Below are 13,449 nucleotides of genomic sequence, written 5' to 3'. Positions count from 1 at the left end.
CCGGTTGGACGGCACCAGGCTGGCAGGCACCGTCGACCGAAAGGATCCCATGAGCTCCGAACCAGGCAGCACCTATCCCAACTCCGAGGCTGTGCCCGGAACGTCCCAGGATCCCGCCGTCCTGGATCCGGACGCCCAGGATCCGGGCGCCGAGGAGAAGCTCAGGCTGCAGCTGGCCATCTTCGACGTGTCGCGGGACGCCGAAGGCAGGAGCCTGGAAGAGATCCGGGACATGCTGCTTTCAGCCTTTGCCGCCCGCGGCGTGGCCCCGCCTCCCGGCACCTGGGTGGAGTCCGTGGCGTCGTCGGCGTTTTACGGTGAGCCCTACATCATCGACTACCCCACGGCCATTGCCGCGGACAACCTGGAACCGGCTCCGAACCCGGAGGTCCGCGAGCGGCTCGCCGCCCGGCGGGAACTGCGCGAGGTGCAGCTCCCACCCGGAATCTTTCCCTCCCAGGAGGAATGGAATATCCCGGCCAACGAGGTCACCGGCGCGGCCAGCACCCGCATGCTCTCCCCGGCGGGGTGGGAGGGCAGGGCGGTCCTGGCCGTGGCGGCGCTGGCAGCGGTGGCCGTTGCGGCAGTCGCGGCTATCCGGGCCGGCACCGGCCGCCGCCGCAGGGATGCCTAGAGCCCCAGCCGGGCCACCGCTTCCTCGCGCATCTGGACTTTGCGGATCTTCCCGGAGACCGTCATGGGGAAGCTCTCCCGGACCTCCACATACCGGGGTATCTTGTAGTGCGCCAGACGCCCCCGGCAAAACTCTGCCAGGGAGGCGGCGTCAAGGGGCCGGGCACCCGGTTTGAGGATGATGCAGGCCATCAGCTCCTCACCGTACCGGGTGTCCGGGACCCCGATGACCTGGACGTCCTGGATGTCCGGGTGGGTGTAGAGGAATTCCTCGATCTCGCGGGGGTAGATGTTCTCGCCGCCCCGGATCACCATGTCCTTGATCCGGCCTTCCACCACCACATAGCCGTCGTCGTCCATGCGGGCCAGGTCCCCGGTGTGCATCCAGCCCTCCGCGTCGATGGCTTCGGCGGTCTTGTCCGGCTGGTCCCAGTATCCAGCCATGACGGCGTAGCCGCGGGTGCAGAGTTCGCCGATCTGCCCGCGTTCCAGGTCTTCCCCGGTGGCAGGATCCACGATCCTGCTCTCCAGTTGCGGCATGGTGCGGCCCACGGTCTCGGTGCGCTGCTGCAGCGTGTCGCCCTTGCGCGTCATGGTGGACACCGGCGAGGTCTCCGTCATGCCGTAGCAGATGGCCACGTCCACCATGTTCATCTCCGCGATAACCCGGTTCATTACCTCGATGGGACACAGTGAGCCAGCCATGACCCCGGTGCGGAGCGTGGAGAGATCGTACGAACCGAAATCGGGCAGCGCGAGCTCGGCGATGAACATGGTGGGCACGCCGTACAGGGAGGTCCCCTCGAAGTCCTGGACGGCCTCGAGCGCGGCGGCGGGCGAGAAGCCACGGCCCGGAATGATGGTCGCGGCACCGTGGCTGAGCGCATTCAGGTTGCCGATCACCATCCCGAAGCAGTGGTAGAAGGGCACCGGGATGACCACGCGGTCACGCTCCGTGTAGCCCAGCAGTTCACCGATCGCGAAGCCGTTGTTCAGGATGTTGTGGTGGGTCAGCGTGGCGCCCTTGGGGAAGCCTGTGGTGCCGGAGGTGTACTGCAGGTTGATGGGATCGTGCGGGCTGAGTTCGGCCATGCGGGCCAACAGGCGCGAGTGCCCGACGGCGTCGGCACGCTTGAGCAGCTCGCCGTAGGTCAGCTCCGCATCGCCTTCCGGGCTGCCGGCGTTCAGCGCATCCAGGCCGTGGTCCGGAAGGAAGACGAGCTCCTGCAGGTCCGGGCAGGTGAGGAGGGCCTGGCGGCCCATGGCCACGTAATCGCTGTTGGTGTCCGACGGCGCCGTGACCAGCGTGCGCATGCCGTTCTGCTTGACCACGAATTCGAGTTCATGGCTGCGGTAGGCCGGGTTGACGTTGACCAGGATGGCGCCGATCTTGGCGGTGGCGTACTGCAGCAGCGTCCATTCGGCGCAGTTGGGGCTCCAGATGCCCACCCTCTCCCCCTTGGCGACGCCCAGGGCGAGGAGCGCGCGGGCCAGCCGGTCGACGTCGTCGTTCATCTTGGTATAGCTCCAGCGGCGGGCATCGCCGCCCGGCACCGGCGCGGCCTCGATCAGGGCGTCGTGGAGGGGAAACTGCGCGGCGACGCGCTCAAAGTTCGCGCCAATGGTTTCCTCCAGGAGCGGGACGTCAGTGTCCCCGGCTGTGTAAGCACGCATGATGGCACGCTACCAACAGGATCCCGGCAGGAGAAGCAGGCCGGCACCGCAACACTGCCGGTTCGTTCCCGGGCGCCCGGTATTGTGAAATCCATGAGTGCACCCATTGACCTGATAGCAACGTTCATCCCCAACGACGGCGAGTTCCACCGCGTCAAGCTGGCCCTGGAAATCGCCATCGACGAGGTGGTGAAGGAGCCAGGCTGCATCCAGTACGAACTGACCGAAGCCACCGAGGAGAAGCTTGTCCTGACCGAGCAGTGGGCCTCCCAGGAGGACCTGGACAGGCACTCCAAGGGCATCGCGGTGCAGGACCTGAACGAATCGCTGAGCGCCCTGCTGGCCGAACCGGTCAAGGTGGAACGCGTCTAGCGCAACCGGTTAAACGCAGAATGCGGGACCTCCGGAGGTCCCGCATTCTGCGTTTAACCGGGTCTTAGAAGTCGGGGATCTGGGTGCCGTCCTGCGGTCCGCCCTGGCCGGCAGGCTTGCCCGCCGCGGCTGCCGCTTCCTCGCGCTGCTTGGCCACATGGGCGTGGACTTCTTCCATGTCCAGCGCCTTCACGGCGTCAACCACCTGTTCCAGCTGCTGGGCGTTCAGCGCGCCCGGCTGGGAGAACACCAGCACCTTTTCGCGGAAGGCCATCAGTGTGGGGATGGAGGTAATGCCTGCCTCCGCCGCGAGCTGCTGCTCCGCTTCGGTGTCCACCTTGGTGAAGAGGACGTCCGGGTGCTTCTCGGAAACGGTGGAGTACGTGGGCCCGAACTGCTTGCAGGGACCGCACCACTCTGCCCAGAAATCGACCAGGACAATGTCGTTTCCTTCGATCGTCGATGCGAACTGTTCACCTGTGATGTCAAGGGTAGCCATGTGTCTACGCTACGCGCCCGGGACTGCCCGTGTCGCGGATGTTCGCTCCCCGCGTCATCGGGAATACCGGGCGGACGACGCCGGCCGGCCGGGTCAGGCGGTGGCATCCCACAGGTGCGGGGCGGGGGTGCGGCTGCCGGGGAGGGCGCTGGAGGCGCGCCATTCGTGGATCCATTCGGGGAGGACCAGGTCCTCGGGCGGGGTGCCGAACTCCGCGAGGATGTCGTCCTGGCTGACCGGACCGCCCTTGGTGACCAGCCGGGTGGCGATGTAGGCACGGGCGTAAATCTCGCCGTCGGCCACCATCCTCTGCTCGAAGAAGATCGCCTTGGTGTCCAGCCCGATGATGCGGGTCTCGATGGCGTACTCCTGCCACAGCTGCAGCGACTTGCGGAAGGAGATGGTTTCCGCGGACACCACAGGGCTCCAGCCGCGGCGGCGCATCCGCTTCCAGACGCCGCTGCGCACCATGAGGTCGAACCGGCCCAGGTCCATCAGGGACAGGTACATGCCGTTGTTGACGTGCATGGCGATGTCGATGTCCGTCGGCAGGACGCGCAGGGGCAGGGACGCCGGGTCCCACACCGCTAACAGCGGACGGCGGCCGGAGCGGAAGAGCAGGAGGAGGGTTCTCAGGAGCAGGTGCATGCCCCTATGTTACCCGCCGGTAACATTTTCCGGCAGGGCCCCCGCCAGCAAGTATCCAGGCTCCCGGCGTCGAGTAGCAGCCCCGGTCCGGGCGAGTAGCGGGCCTTGAAAGTCGGGTAATCCCTACTGGTGCCCGGCCGTTGGCATGCTTCCTAGACTCGGGATTCCTAGGACCAAACATGCACTGGCAGGTCCGCCGGGTGGCTTCCGGCCGTTCCTGCCTTCACGCGGAGCTCCGCATCTTCTGGGTGTGCGGATGACTCCATACTGCGCCGCCATTGGCTCCGGCAGCCGCCGGAGCCGGCGGTGCACTGGCATCTCGATCCGTCCAATGTCCTGGCGCGCACCGCATCGCCACGGCTTGGACCGAAACCTGATGGGCAACCCATGAAACAGCCAACAATCCCCTCCCCCGACAACGCGAGCAGAAGCTTCGCCACCGACGAACCGCGGACCGACCTCACCACCGGCCGCCCGGCCATAAGCAACAAGCTATGGGCCGGCATGGCCACCGCGGCGGTGGTGGCCGCAGTGGGCGTCGGCGCACTTGCAGCACCACCGGTGTCCCTTGACGGGAGCACGACGGCGGCGGCCCAGGTGGCGGAGGCCGCCCCACCACCGCCCAGCGCCGAACCAAGTGACGCGGCCGGGCCCGGTGCCGCAGCAGTGCCCGCAGCCGCGGCACAGCCGGAAGCACCCGCGGCAGAGGCGCCCCCTGCCCCGCCAGTGGAACCTGTTGCCGCTCCGGTCCCGGCGCCTGAGCCGGCCCCCGCACCCGAACCTGCGGGTGACCCCAACCTGTACACGGTGGTCCCGGGAGACACCGTGGGCGCGATCGCGGCCGCCCATGGCGTGGACATGAATTCCATGCTGGCCGCCAACGGATTGGGTGCCTTCAGCATTATCTTCCCGGGCCAGACGCTTCTGTTGACGGGGCCCCCTGTCGCCGTCGTCGAGCCCGCACCTGCTCCGGCTCCCGCGGCCGCTCCAGCCGCCGCAGCAGCACCGGCGGCTGCACCGGCACCCGCCCCGGCTCCCGTCGTCGTGCCGGCTGCTCCTGCCGTCCGGACCATCTATGTAGCGGGTTCGGGTGGCCAGTCCATGGTGGACGCGTGCATCGGGCCGATCCACTACACCCCCAATGATGGCTTCTCGCTGTTCATCACCGAACATGATTTCTGCGGCGGGTGGGCCCGGTTCTCGGGCATCGGCGTGGGTGAGGCGGTAAGCATCCCGGGTTATGGAACGTACACGGTGACCGGGCGAGGCACGGTCCCGAATCCCGGAACCACCAACGACGTCATCGCGGTCTTCGGCGGCTTCCCCAGGGCCATCCTGCAGACCTGCATTCCGGGAACCAGCACGATGCTCCTGATCGCGCTGAACTGAAACTCCGGAATTCATGAACTTGTCCGCGGATCCGAACCTTGAAGGCCCGGATTCGCGGACAAGGGCATGATGCGCTACACCGTGTGGCGTTCTGAGATGTGCTCCACCAGTTCACCCACGCGCTGTTCGGAGTAGTTGCGGGCAATATCGCCCTGGCTGATGATGCCCACCAGTTTGTGGTCCGAGATCACCGGGAGCCTGCGGATCCGGTGCTCCTCCATCATGCCGATGGCTTCATCGATGTTGGCATCGGCATCAACGCAGTACGGCTTGCCGGAGGCCAGGTCGCGGGCCATCATCTGTCCGGGGTCGCGGCCGGCGGCGACGCATTTGAGCACAATGTCGCGGTCGGTGATCATGCCCTTCAACTTGCCGTCGTCACCGCAGATGGGAAGCGCCCCGCAGTCGAGGTCCTTCATCATGCGGGCCGCGTCCACAAGGGACTCGTTTTCCCTGATACATCGCGCATCAGTGGTCATGAATTCACGTACGGCACTCACTGAATCCTCCTTCATCGATGGGAAATATCGACGCAGGGCATCGGGGCACATGCGCCGATGCTGCCAGATTACGCCCGCACCACCATGGTGTCGACGGCGGAGCGACGCCCCTGCCGGAAGGCTCCGCGGTGGATCCAGGGCAACGAAAAAGCCTCCGGAACCTGATGGTTCCGGAGGCTTTTCCTTGGGTGGCAGATGAGGGATTCGAACCCCCGTAGGCGTTGCCAGCTGATTTACAGTGATTTGACCACCGTGACCGCGCAGACCCGCTGATCCCCGGATGCTCTAGATCCCGGGGATCTCCGGGGTGCGGGCGGCAGCGCCGTCACCGCCTGAACCCACCCATATCGTGGAGTGTGTGCTCACGCCGTGATCACACGTCATGCCTCGCCGCCCCGGACTCTCCGGCTTCTTAAGGAACCAATCACTTCTTAGTCGAGGGCCACACTTGATGCAGAGGGTCCCACCACAGAATGTGAAAGACGTGCTCCCTGAGAAACCCGTAGAGCCTTGGTGCACCACCGCACCGCAGTCGGACGATTTCGGTTTCGTCATCGCGTTCAAGTTCCTGGAGACGCTTCTGAGGAGGAGCCGGCATGCTCGCTACTTCGTACGACTTCCCATGCTCGCTACCCGGGGCGAAGATCTCCCCGATTGTCATGGTTTCGAAACTAGCCATTTTTTCGAAAAGGTTTGCGATGTGCTGCGGATCGATGTTGATCGGAGACCAGTCACCGTCTCTATCAATCTGGTTAAAGCGCCAGACCAGCTTTCGTTCAAGTACCTGGTCATGCTCAACGTCGAGAACGACGGCACGCTTTTGCGTCGCAACGGGAAGAGCTTGGGGGGTTGCATGCTTACCAGCGGCGACCTGCCACCCGCCTTTGGGCACCGGGACATTCTTGTGTGGTTTACCCTTCGCCACGGCAATGCGTCAGCCGGAGAGCCCGTGATAGTACTCGTGCAAAGAGGCCTGGGAGATATGGGCAGCACTTCGCGCCCCTTCCGGGAGGTCCCGCCGGGCATCCCGCCACGGATCTTCACGGTGGGTCATTTCACTTAGTTCATGAGCCGTGTACTGACCATAAGCATCAAGAACTGCATCTATGGTTTCTTTTTCGTCCTCGTTGAGTACGTCAGGGCTACCCCATCGCCAGTTGGACAACTGGAATTGACCACGGTGCTTGTCGTAAAGCGCGTATACAACTGGCCCATTAGCCCACGCTTGGATGTCATCCTCGAATAGCGGCCTCTCGTCCCAAACGAGACTCCACGCCTGTGAGTAGTACGCAAGCTTTTGGAGCTTCATTGCCGACATGGGCCCTTTTTTATCCAAAATGTAGGCCGCTACGTCATGCCACGCTCGCCACCAAAATCACCTGCTTCCCCAAGAAAAGAAAAGAGGAATTCCAGGGTTCATCCACAGAATTCCGTCGCTTATGCACATGTTTTCCACATGCCTTTCTGGAGACAAGTCTACATGCTGTGCGTGTATGAGCGTGCGAGAGGATGCGTGTTCGTGAACTTCCATCTGACTTCGCTTGAAGTCACCTGTTGACCCGTGGTTGCATGGCCCGCCATGCCTCCACATCGGTCCATGGGATGCGGATGTGACTGGAGTGCCGGCCGGCCCCGGTCTTGTAGGAGTTGGGGAAGTCCCCTGAGCGGGCCATGGAGCGGACAGTCTCGGGGTGGAGGCCCAAATACTCGGCAACCTCCTTGACCTTGGCGTCACCGGTCAGGGGCTTTTCTTGGCTTGTCATGGGCCAGAAGTTACAGCAGGGGTACGGCCGGCTTCGGATTTGCCAACTCACGCGGCAAGCCTTCCTAAGAGTTCCGCAGAATCGACCTATTAAGCGTTGTACTGTTCGAGAAACACTTATCTCTTGGGGGGATCATGAACTTCAAACCTTCTGCCGGGCTCTTCGTCGGCGGTGTAACAATGTCCATCTGCGGACCGATCTTGAGCAGTGGATGCTGGTTCTTTGCCAGCATGGCCGTGGTAAGAGGAGATCAGCAAATGGCCATGATCTTCTGGATCGTGGCCGGCGTCGGGGCCCTGCTGGGGCTGGTTGGATCTTTCGTGCTCATCGCTGCCGTCCATCGCGCTTTGGTCAAGATCGATGCGCTCCCATTGGAGGCTGCGCGTCGGTACGGTGAGGCGCCACAGAGGTCCGGCAGTAGCAGCGTGTTTTAGTCACCAAAAGGCATTCGACATACTTCCGCCGCAACGGGCCTGCCGGTTCAAGCGGCTGTATTCTTGGGCCACTTACTCGTCATTTTCCATGGGGGAATAATTGAAAAAGCACTACCCTATCGCCGCAGGTCTCATCGTCGCTGCCCTGTCCCTGTCGGCCTGCGGGGGGACGACTCCGGCCGCTGATGCCAGTCCGACCGCGACCGTCAGCCCGACACCCAGCCCCACGCCCACCGCCACCGTTGCTCAGTTCGCCTCCATCCTGACTGAGCAGGAAAAGAACTGGCGGGACTACAACGACAACATCACAACTTGTGCCTTCGCGAGCATCAGCACGAAACCGCTGGATCAGATGCAGGCTCTGACATGCAAGTTCAGCGCCATGACTGTGACACTTACCGCAAAGACCGCGGCCAAAAACATCCGTGCGCTGCCCACTCCGCCCGCCGAAATCTCTAGCCTCAGGACGCGGACACTCTCTGCCCTAGATGATCTTGCAGCTATCGACGCCACGACTGCATGCAAGGACACAGAGAGCCAAGCCTGTGACGATGCTGAGACGCTGGCTAATGGGGCAATCCGCCCCCTGATTTCCGTATTGGATGCCTGGCGGCCGTACACGAAGTAGCCAGGCCAACATCAGGACCCTATAAACCACTTTCGGCCCCATTCATAGGAGTCACTCATGCGAGACGAAACCTACGTCCCCTTCAAGATCATCGGCGTCAATAAGGCCTTGGTGGGAACACCACTAAATGACGGCTCCCCGGGCTCAGCCCTTTATGCAGTCCCGCTTACACTGTCCCGCCCCTTGTCAGCGGAAGAGCAGGAGGCAATGGTGGCGGTATGGGACAACCCGCCTTCCTACAGCTCTATGCATAGGCCCGGAATAGCGCGCTGCTACAGCACCGAATTCGTCCTCAGCAAAACAACTATCGAGGAAGTCCGCGACCACCATGCCAGAACGCTGCAGGGGGTCGTTGAGAAGGTCAACGCCCTCTCTGAGGAATGGCATCGGGGCAAGGTTGCGCGGGAAACGGAGCGAAACGCACAGGCTGAACTTCACGCCAAGAACGTGAAGTCCGTAGCTGACGAGATCGAATTCTAGCCAAAGGAGGGAATGTCTCCCGCTATCGGGGGGCTGATTCCGTATCAACTCCCCCGCTCGGATCCCTTGCGGTTACTGGGCAGTTTCACGCCGTGATCACACGGTGAGCACACCAAGCGCGGGAATGCCCGCTGTCAGAGCCGGGCGGCGTCCCCTGACAGCGGGCTGGTCTTTTTGCAGTGGCACTAACTACCGACGCATGCCGCCGACCTGCCGTGCCACATTGTCCAGGCCAGCCTCCACGCGCCCGTCCGCCACTTCCGCGACGTACGCTGTGAACTCCCGGCCATCAACTACCAAGGTCAGGGATGAGGGGAACCCACCGGACTGTTGTGGCCACTGCCCGGTCCGGTTGGCCTGCAGCACGTTCCCGAGCCCGAGGGACTGCACGGAGGCGCGGTTGATGACGACCTCACCGGGGGTGAGCATCGCCGGGACCGTGTCCGTCCCGGACGGACGGAACGGGACACCACCGCCGCCGGCCCGGTACAGGACCTCACCGCCGGCAGCGTGCTGGGCCGGGTTCAGCGCGGTCATGGACGGGTCATCCGGTGATCCGCCGCCGCGAACTTGGGTGGTGATCGCGGTGATCTCCACCGTCCGGTGCCGGGTCAGCGCCTGCAGGGCGGCTTCCGCCGCCGACGTGTCCACGTCCAGTTTCGTGGGCGGCACGCTCTTGGGGACCTGCAGCAGCTTGTCGATGTAGTTCGTAACCGCATCCCGGTCCACCCCGTGTGCCACGGCGTTTTCGATGATCTTGGCCCGCATGGCCTCCATCTGTTCCCGGGCTTTACCAGTGGAGTTCGACAGCCCGCCGTTGGCCTCCACCACGTTCATCAGGTTGGCAACCTGACCATTGAGCTGCCCGCGCAAGGCCACCGACGCGGCAGACATGTCGTCAATGGAGGTGGTTGTGAACTGGATCTTCTTGCCCGTGGCACTGACGTGGTCACCCATGTTCGCCAGGGAAGAGTCGAACGCGTTCTGCGCCTGGGCAGCTGACAGCGCCTTGCCATTCAGCCCATCAAGAGTCATCTTCAGCAGACCGGCAGCGTCATTCTGCTGCTGCATCTTTGCCGTGGCCTCAGCCGTGGACTGTGCGTTCTTGTCCTGGGCGTCCTTGGCCGCCAGGAGCGCCTGCACCGTCGTGCCGTACTGTGTGGCCTCTGCCTGCAGTGCCGCGGTCTGTGCCGATGTAGCTGCCGTCTGATCAGCGTTGGCCTGCTTGGACCGGTCGATTGCGTCCGTCTGGGACTTGACCTGCCCCGTAACGAGGTCGATGGCCTTGCCCATGTCGTTCTGGGCCTGGGTGGCGATGTAGATACCCGTGTTGCCGTCCACAACGCCCTGGGTCCAGTCGTTCTGGAACTGCTTGCCGGCCTTCACCGCGTCGTTGACTTTGTTGATGGCGTCCGCGCTGCCCAGAACGGCGTCCGTGAGGGTCTTCTGTGAGATCCCGAGGGTCCGGGCCGCGTCGAAAGCCCCGGCATCGGAGAGCGCCTTGGCGGCCTGGGCCTGGACGTGGGCGCCGATCCCGTTCGTGTCGTCCTTCAGCGCCTGGGTGTAGTCCTGCACGGCAGCTGTGGCCTTGTCGGTACCGAGGGCGGACGTGGCCGCCGCTATCCCCACACCGGCAATCAGGGCGGTCAGGACACCCACCACAGGCACGGCCAGGTTAGCCATCACACCCGTCAGGCCGATGGCCTCAGCCACTGCGATGATCAGTGTTGAGACGCCGGGGGCGAAAGCCACACGCAGGGCTGGGCCCAGTAACGTGGCGCTGGTGACCAGCCCGGCCAGAACCGGCAGTGGAAGAGCGTTCAGCCCGTCCGTCAGCCCGTTCAGCAGGGTCAGCATGACCGGGCCCAGTGGGGCGAAGGCCGACAGGATGTGGCCGCCTGTGATGACCAGGTTCTCCAGCAGATGCATCACTGACGGGAGGTTGTCGATGGAGTAACCGATGAACGACTGGAAGCCACTGGTGCCGTTGAAGGAGAACAGCCAGGCTACGAACTTGCCCAACTGCACCTCACCCTCCTGGATGAGCGGGTTCATCTGCTGCAGGCCGGTCAGGACACCACGCAATGCCGTGCCACCCATCTGGCCCAGCGCAGCGGAGCCCTGGCCCACCATGTTGGTGAGGAACGGCATCTTGGCGTTGATGTCCCCGACCGATTGGTTGAACGACACAAGCATGGCGTTCGCGCTGGTGCCGGCGAGAGAGTTCAGGTCTGTCTTGATGCCCTGCAGGCCGGCCGCGTACTGGTTACCTACGCGGTCCCCGACCTCCATGGCGTCCTTGATGCCCTTGAACGCCAGCACACCGGAGAGGCCCATGACGCCGAACCCGACCGCGAGGCCGGTGGCGGCCCCGGCGATCGGGGCGGCGGCGGCGAGGATGCCCGGGGCCAGTGCCAGGAGGACCTGGAGGCCGCTGACCCGGTCCCGGTTGGCGCGGACCCCCGCTTTGGTGGATTCGGTTTCCTTGTCCTGCTCTTCGGTGGAGCGCTGCCGGAGTGTGGTGAGCTTTGCCTCCGCGTCGGACTCCGCATTGGCGGCCTTGGTCAGAGCCAGCCGTGCACTAGCGGCCTGGATGGAGTCGTCGCCGTACTTTTGAGTGACGGCGCTCAGTTTCTCCTGGGCTATGGATGACCGCTGATAGGCCACATCCAGGTCCCGCTCTGCCTTGGCGACCGCCTCCAGCTTGGCGAGGGCGGGTCCGACGTTGGCGTCAACCTTGACCTTCGGCTCTAGGGCGCCAACTTCTTTGGCTTCAGTCTTCGCCTCAGCCATACCCCTTTTGAAGTCGGAGTCATCGACCTTTAGGACCGCTTCGATGCTGCCGGCGTTATGCGTCCCGTCACTCATTGCGGCTGCCCTGGTTGAGGATCTTCGTCAGTTCCTCCAGCACGGCTTTTGGGACGCCGTTCTCCCAGACCTGTTCGGCGGCCTCACGGCCCTGCTGGTAGTCAGCGATCCCGGCCCACAGGGCACGGTCGATCACGGCGAGGGGGACACCGTCGTCCAGCATCTGCTGGCGGGCGTCCCCGAGGATGATGACGGTGAGGTCTTCCAGGGAGAGGTCGGCGCCGCCGTGCGCCGCGGTGTGCATCCGGAGCCCGTCCTGCAGGCTGATGGTGGGGAGCGGGTATTCCTTGCCGCGGGCCGGGATGACCAGCGGGCCAACAATCTCTTCGTACGGGCGCAATGCCATGATGGTTACCTTTAGACCTTCCCGCCAATGGCACCAGGCTCATGGATCCCGTCGACCAGGGCGGCCTCCGCATCGCTGATAGCCTCCGCCATCCTGACGCGCTCCTGTTCCTTCCGTGCTGCGACTGTCTCCGGGGTGCCGTTCCTCAGCAGGTCATCCAGGGCGCCGGCATTCTGCGCGGCCACGATCTCGTCCGCCGTCATCGACTGAAGCTGTGCGAGGGTCTTCTGCGCGGCGCTCATTCTGCGTCCGCCTCAGCCTTGGTGATCGCGGTCAGGTTGCCGCTCTTGATCTGCTCATCCGTGAAGGGCTCATCCTTGCGGAAGATACCCCCGGTTTCCCGGTTCCGGTAAAAGTACTTGGCGGAGCTTTCCGGGGCTTCGGCGTCTATGGCGGCCAGATCACCGAAAAGGTCTGCGCCTGCGTCAACGAATGAGAGAAGCTTCAGCTTGCCCTCCCTTACCAGCAGGTCCAGGGCGCGGTTTGCGAACGTGTCAGCATCCACCATGTCCACCCGTGAACGGCCAACGACGACGCCGCCCGCGAGTCCGGGACCACCACCGGTCGCGAGCCGGACACCGCCGTGGGCGGCAGTCGAGGCCGGGCCGGTGTGCTTGTGTACCGGGATACCTAGGGCTTCCGCACGCTGGCGGTACCCCCGGATCTTCTCGTTGCGTTCCTCCACGGCGTTATGGAAGGCTCGGAGCGCCTCCACAGCGGTCCTGAGCTGTTCGCTGAAGCGCTGCCCGTCCCCCTTCACGTGGGCGCTGACGTCCTCGTACAGGGCCTCACAGGCCGCGAGCCGGGCGGCTTCCTGGGCCTTCGCTGCCTTTCGGCGGGCCGCTTCCTGGCGCAATCGCACGAAAGACAGCAGGCCGCGGGCTTTCTCCACCTCTTCGAACGTCACCGCCTCGTCACCGTCGCGGACCTTCTCTTCAAGGGTGGCGACGAGTGCCGCGGCTTCGCGCTCTTCCTGCTCTGCTTCCGCGATGATGGCTCGGGGGCTGGGTTCTGTGGTGGTCATGCTGCCTGGTTCCTTAGGACGTTTTCCAATGAGTCGATGTCTACTACCCAGTTACGGCGGCCGACCCGGCGGGCCACGACCCGGCCGGTGGAGGCGAGGCGGCGGATGTGCCGTTCACTCATTCCGGTCCGGGCCGCGGCGTCCATGACACCCAACCACTGAGCACTTCCCACGCTAGGGACAGTGCGTCC

The 13,449-nt window shown here is 64.1% G+C and carries 18 protein-coding genes; 6 read left to right on the top strand and 12 right to left on the bottom strand.

Going from position 1 to position 13,449, the window contains the following annotated elements:
• The first annotated feature begins 49 nt into the window (after positions 1-49).
• Positions 50-634 carry a hypothetical protein gene (locus PV772_RS03615; protein WP_347885389.1) on the top strand — a complete coding sequence of 195 codons (585 nt, stop codon included), beginning with the start codon at positions 50-52 and terminating at the stop codon, positions 632-634.
• Here PV772_RS03615 and PV772_RS03610 read toward each other — a convergent pair.
• Positions 631-2,307 (bottom strand): AMP-binding protein, encoded by a 1,677-nt coding sequence (locus PV772_RS03610; RefSeq protein WP_347885388.1) that lies wholly within the window; start codon positions 2,305-2,307, stop codon positions 631-633. The two genes, PV772_RS03615 and PV772_RS03610, sit on opposite strands and share 4 nt — an antisense overlap.
• Positions 2,308-2,400: 93 nt before the next feature.
• On the opposite strand from PV772_RS03610, the gene PV772_RS03605 reads away from it, so the two are divergent.
• Entirely contained in the window at positions 2,401-2,679 is a 279-nt protein-coding gene (locus PV772_RS03605; RefSeq protein WP_141182166.1) for an antibiotic biosynthesis monooxygenase, read from the top strand.
• 64 nt (positions 2,680-2,743) lie between these two features.
• Here the strand turns inward: PV772_RS03605 and PV772_RS03600 are convergent, their stop codons facing one another.
• On the bottom strand, positions 2,744-3,178 hold the full coding sequence (locus PV772_RS03600) for a thioredoxin family protein (protein WP_141159691.1): 435 nt from the start codon (positions 3,176-3,178) through the stop codon (positions 2,744-2,746).
• A 93-nt stretch (positions 3,179-3,271) separates the two neighbouring features.
• Complete coding sequence (locus tag PV772_RS03595; RefSeq protein ID WP_347885387.1) at positions 3,272-3,826, bottom strand: acyl-CoA thioesterase; 555 nt, start codon at positions 3,824-3,826, stop codon at positions 3,272-3,274.
• Positions 3,827-4,213: 387 nt separating this feature from the next.
• On the opposite strand from PV772_RS03595, the gene PV772_RS03590 reads away from it, so the two are divergent.
• Complete coding sequence (locus PV772_RS03590; RefSeq protein ID WP_347885386.1) at positions 4,214-5,215, top strand: LysM domain-containing protein; 1,002 nt, start codon at positions 4,214-4,216, stop codon at positions 5,213-5,215.
• 74 nt (positions 5,216-5,289) lie between these two features.
• Here the strand turns inward: PV772_RS03590 and PV772_RS03585 are convergent, their stop codons facing one another.
• The 4 genes from PV772_RS03585 to PV772_RS03570 all read right to left on the bottom strand — a co-directional run bounded on the left by PV772_RS03585 (position 5,290) and on the right by PV772_RS03570 (position 7,478).
• Positions 5,290-5,715, bottom strand: a complete 426-nt coding sequence (locus PV772_RS03585) for a CBS domain-containing protein (protein WP_141159688.1) — start codon at positions 5,713-5,715, stop codon at positions 5,290-5,292.
• Between the two features lie 424 nt (positions 5,716-6,139).
• Entirely contained in the window at positions 6,140-6,607 is a 468-nt protein-coding gene (locus PV772_RS03580) for a hypothetical protein (RefSeq protein ID WP_347885385.1), read from the bottom strand.
• A gap of 42 nt (positions 6,608-6,649) precedes the next feature.
• Positions 6,650-7,033, bottom strand: a complete 384-nt coding sequence (locus PV772_RS03575; RefSeq protein ID WP_347885384.1) for a type II toxin-antitoxin system antitoxin SocA domain-containing protein — start codon at positions 7,031-7,033, stop codon at positions 6,650-6,652.
• A 229-nt stretch (positions 7,034-7,262) separates the two neighbouring features.
• Positions 7,263-7,478, bottom strand: a complete 216-nt coding sequence (locus PV772_RS03570) for a helix-turn-helix domain-containing protein (protein ID WP_347885383.1) — start codon at positions 7,476-7,478, stop codon at positions 7,263-7,265.
• A gap of 134 nt (positions 7,479-7,612) precedes the next feature.
• Between PV772_RS03570 and PV772_RS03565 the strand changes: the two genes are divergently transcribed.
• From PV772_RS03565 to PV772_RS03555, 3 genes are all read left to right on the top strand, one after another.
• Positions 7,613-7,912, top strand: coding sequence for a hypothetical protein (locus PV772_RS03565; RefSeq protein WP_347885382.1), 300 nt, complete (start codon positions 7,613-7,615; stop codon positions 7,910-7,912).
• 100 nt (positions 7,913-8,012) lie between these two features.
• Positions 8,013-8,540: a hypothetical protein gene (locus PV772_RS03560; protein WP_347885381.1), complete on the top strand. Its 528-nt coding sequence runs from the start codon at positions 8,013-8,015 to the stop codon at positions 8,538-8,540.
• Positions 8,541-8,597: 57 nt separating this feature from the next.
• The gene (locus PV772_RS03555; RefSeq protein WP_347885380.1) at positions 8,598-9,020 is read left to right on the top strand and encodes a hypothetical protein; all 423 of its coding nucleotides are present in this window, start codon (positions 8,598-8,600) and stop codon (positions 9,018-9,020) included.
• A 189-nt stretch (positions 9,021-9,209) separates the two neighbouring features.
• Here the strand turns inward: PV772_RS03555 and PV772_RS03550 are convergent, their stop codons facing one another.
• Genes PV772_RS03550 through PV772_RS03530 form a run of 5 tightly spaced genes read right to left on the bottom strand, consistent with a single transcriptional unit; the run spans position 9,210 to position 13,431 of the window.
• Positions 9,210-11,888 (bottom strand): hypothetical protein, encoded by a 2,679-nt coding sequence (locus PV772_RS03550; protein WP_347885379.1) that lies wholly within the window; start codon positions 11,886-11,888, stop codon positions 9,210-9,212.
• The gene (locus PV772_RS03545; RefSeq protein ID WP_347885378.1) at positions 11,881-12,234 is read right to left on the bottom strand and encodes a hypothetical protein; all 354 of its coding nucleotides are present in this window, start codon (positions 12,232-12,234) and stop codon (positions 11,881-11,883) included. Before PV772_RS03545 ends, PV772_RS03550 begins: the two co-directional genes overlap by 8 nt.
• Positions 12,235-12,245: 11 nt before the next feature.
• A complete protein-coding gene (locus PV772_RS03540) occupies positions 12,246-12,476 on the bottom strand; it encodes a hypothetical protein (RefSeq protein ID WP_347885377.1) in 231 nt (76 codons plus the stop codon).
• Positions 12,473-13,258, bottom strand: a complete 786-nt coding sequence (locus PV772_RS03535; protein ID WP_347885376.1) for a hypothetical protein — start codon at positions 13,256-13,258, stop codon at positions 12,473-12,475. Before PV772_RS03535 ends, PV772_RS03540 begins: the two co-directional genes overlap by 4 nt.
• Positions 13,255-13,431, bottom strand: a complete 177-nt coding sequence (locus PV772_RS03530; protein WP_347885375.1) for a helix-turn-helix domain-containing protein — start codon at positions 13,429-13,431, stop codon at positions 13,255-13,257. Before PV772_RS03530 ends, PV772_RS03535 begins: the two co-directional genes overlap by 4 nt.
• Positions 13,432-13,449: the final 18 nt, after the last annotated feature.

The sequence above is a fragment of the Pseudarthrobacter sp. CC12 genome (assembly GCF_039907755.1).
Lineage (GTDB): Bacteria > Actinomycetota > Actinomycetes > Actinomycetales > Micrococcaceae > Arthrobacter > Arthrobacter niigatensis.
The sequence above is the reverse complement of the archived record's forward strand: the minus strand, read 5'-3'. Positions and strand labels throughout refer to the sequence as shown.

Excerpts from the sequence above, each read along its gene's own strand:
- PV772_RS03590 (WP_347885386.1), top strand. The coding sequence starts at position 4,214 with ATGAAACAGCCAACAATCCCCTCCCCCGACAACGCGAGCAGAAGCTTC.
- PV772_RS03550 (WP_347885379.1), bottom strand. The coding sequence starts at position 11,888 with ATGAGTGACGGGACGCATAACGCCGGCAGCATCGAAGCGGTCCTAAAG.
- PV772_RS03570 (WP_347885383.1), bottom strand. The coding sequence starts at position 7,478 with ATGACAAGCCAAGAAAAGCCCCTGACCGGTGACGCCAAGGTCAAGGAG.
- PV772_RS03595 (WP_347885387.1), bottom strand. The coding sequence starts at position 3,826 with ATGCACCTGCTCCTGAGAACCCTCCTCCTGCTCTTCCGCTCCGGCCGC.
- PV772_RS03545 (WP_347885378.1), bottom strand. The coding sequence starts at position 12,234 with ATGGCATTGCGCCCGTACGAAGAGATTGTTGGCCCGCTGGTCATCCCG.
- PV772_RS03600 (WP_141159691.1), bottom strand. The coding sequence starts at position 3,178 with ATGGCTACCCTTGACATCACAGGTGAACAGTTCGCATCGACGATCGAA.
- PV772_RS03535 (WP_347885376.1), bottom strand. The coding sequence starts at position 13,258 with ATGACCACCACAGAACCCAGCCCCCGAGCCATCATCGCGGAAGCAGAG.
- PV772_RS03575 (WP_347885384.1), bottom strand. The coding sequence starts at position 7,033 with ATGTCGGCAATGAAGCTCCAAAAGCTTGCGTACTACTCACAGGCGTGG.
- PV772_RS03610 (WP_347885388.1), bottom strand. The coding sequence starts at position 2,307 with ATGCGTGCTTACACAGCCGGGGACACTGACGTCCCGCTCCTGGAGGAA.
- PV772_RS03605 (WP_141182166.1), top strand. The coding sequence starts at position 2,401 with ATGAGTGCACCCATTGACCTGATAGCAACGTTCATCCCCAACGACGGC.
- PV772_RS03565 (WP_347885382.1), top strand. The coding sequence starts at position 7,613 with ATGAACTTCAAACCTTCTGCCGGGCTCTTCGTCGGCGGTGTAACAATG.
- PV772_RS03615 (WP_347885389.1), top strand. The coding sequence starts at position 50 with ATGAGCTCCGAACCAGGCAGCACCTATCCCAACTCCGAGGCTGTGCCC.
- PV772_RS03540 (WP_347885377.1), bottom strand. The coding sequence starts at position 12,476 with ATGAGCGCCGCGCAGAAGACCCTCGCACAGCTTCAGTCGATGACGGCG.
- PV772_RS03555 (WP_347885380.1), top strand. The coding sequence starts at position 8,598 with ATGCGAGACGAAACCTACGTCCCCTTCAAGATCATCGGCGTCAATAAG.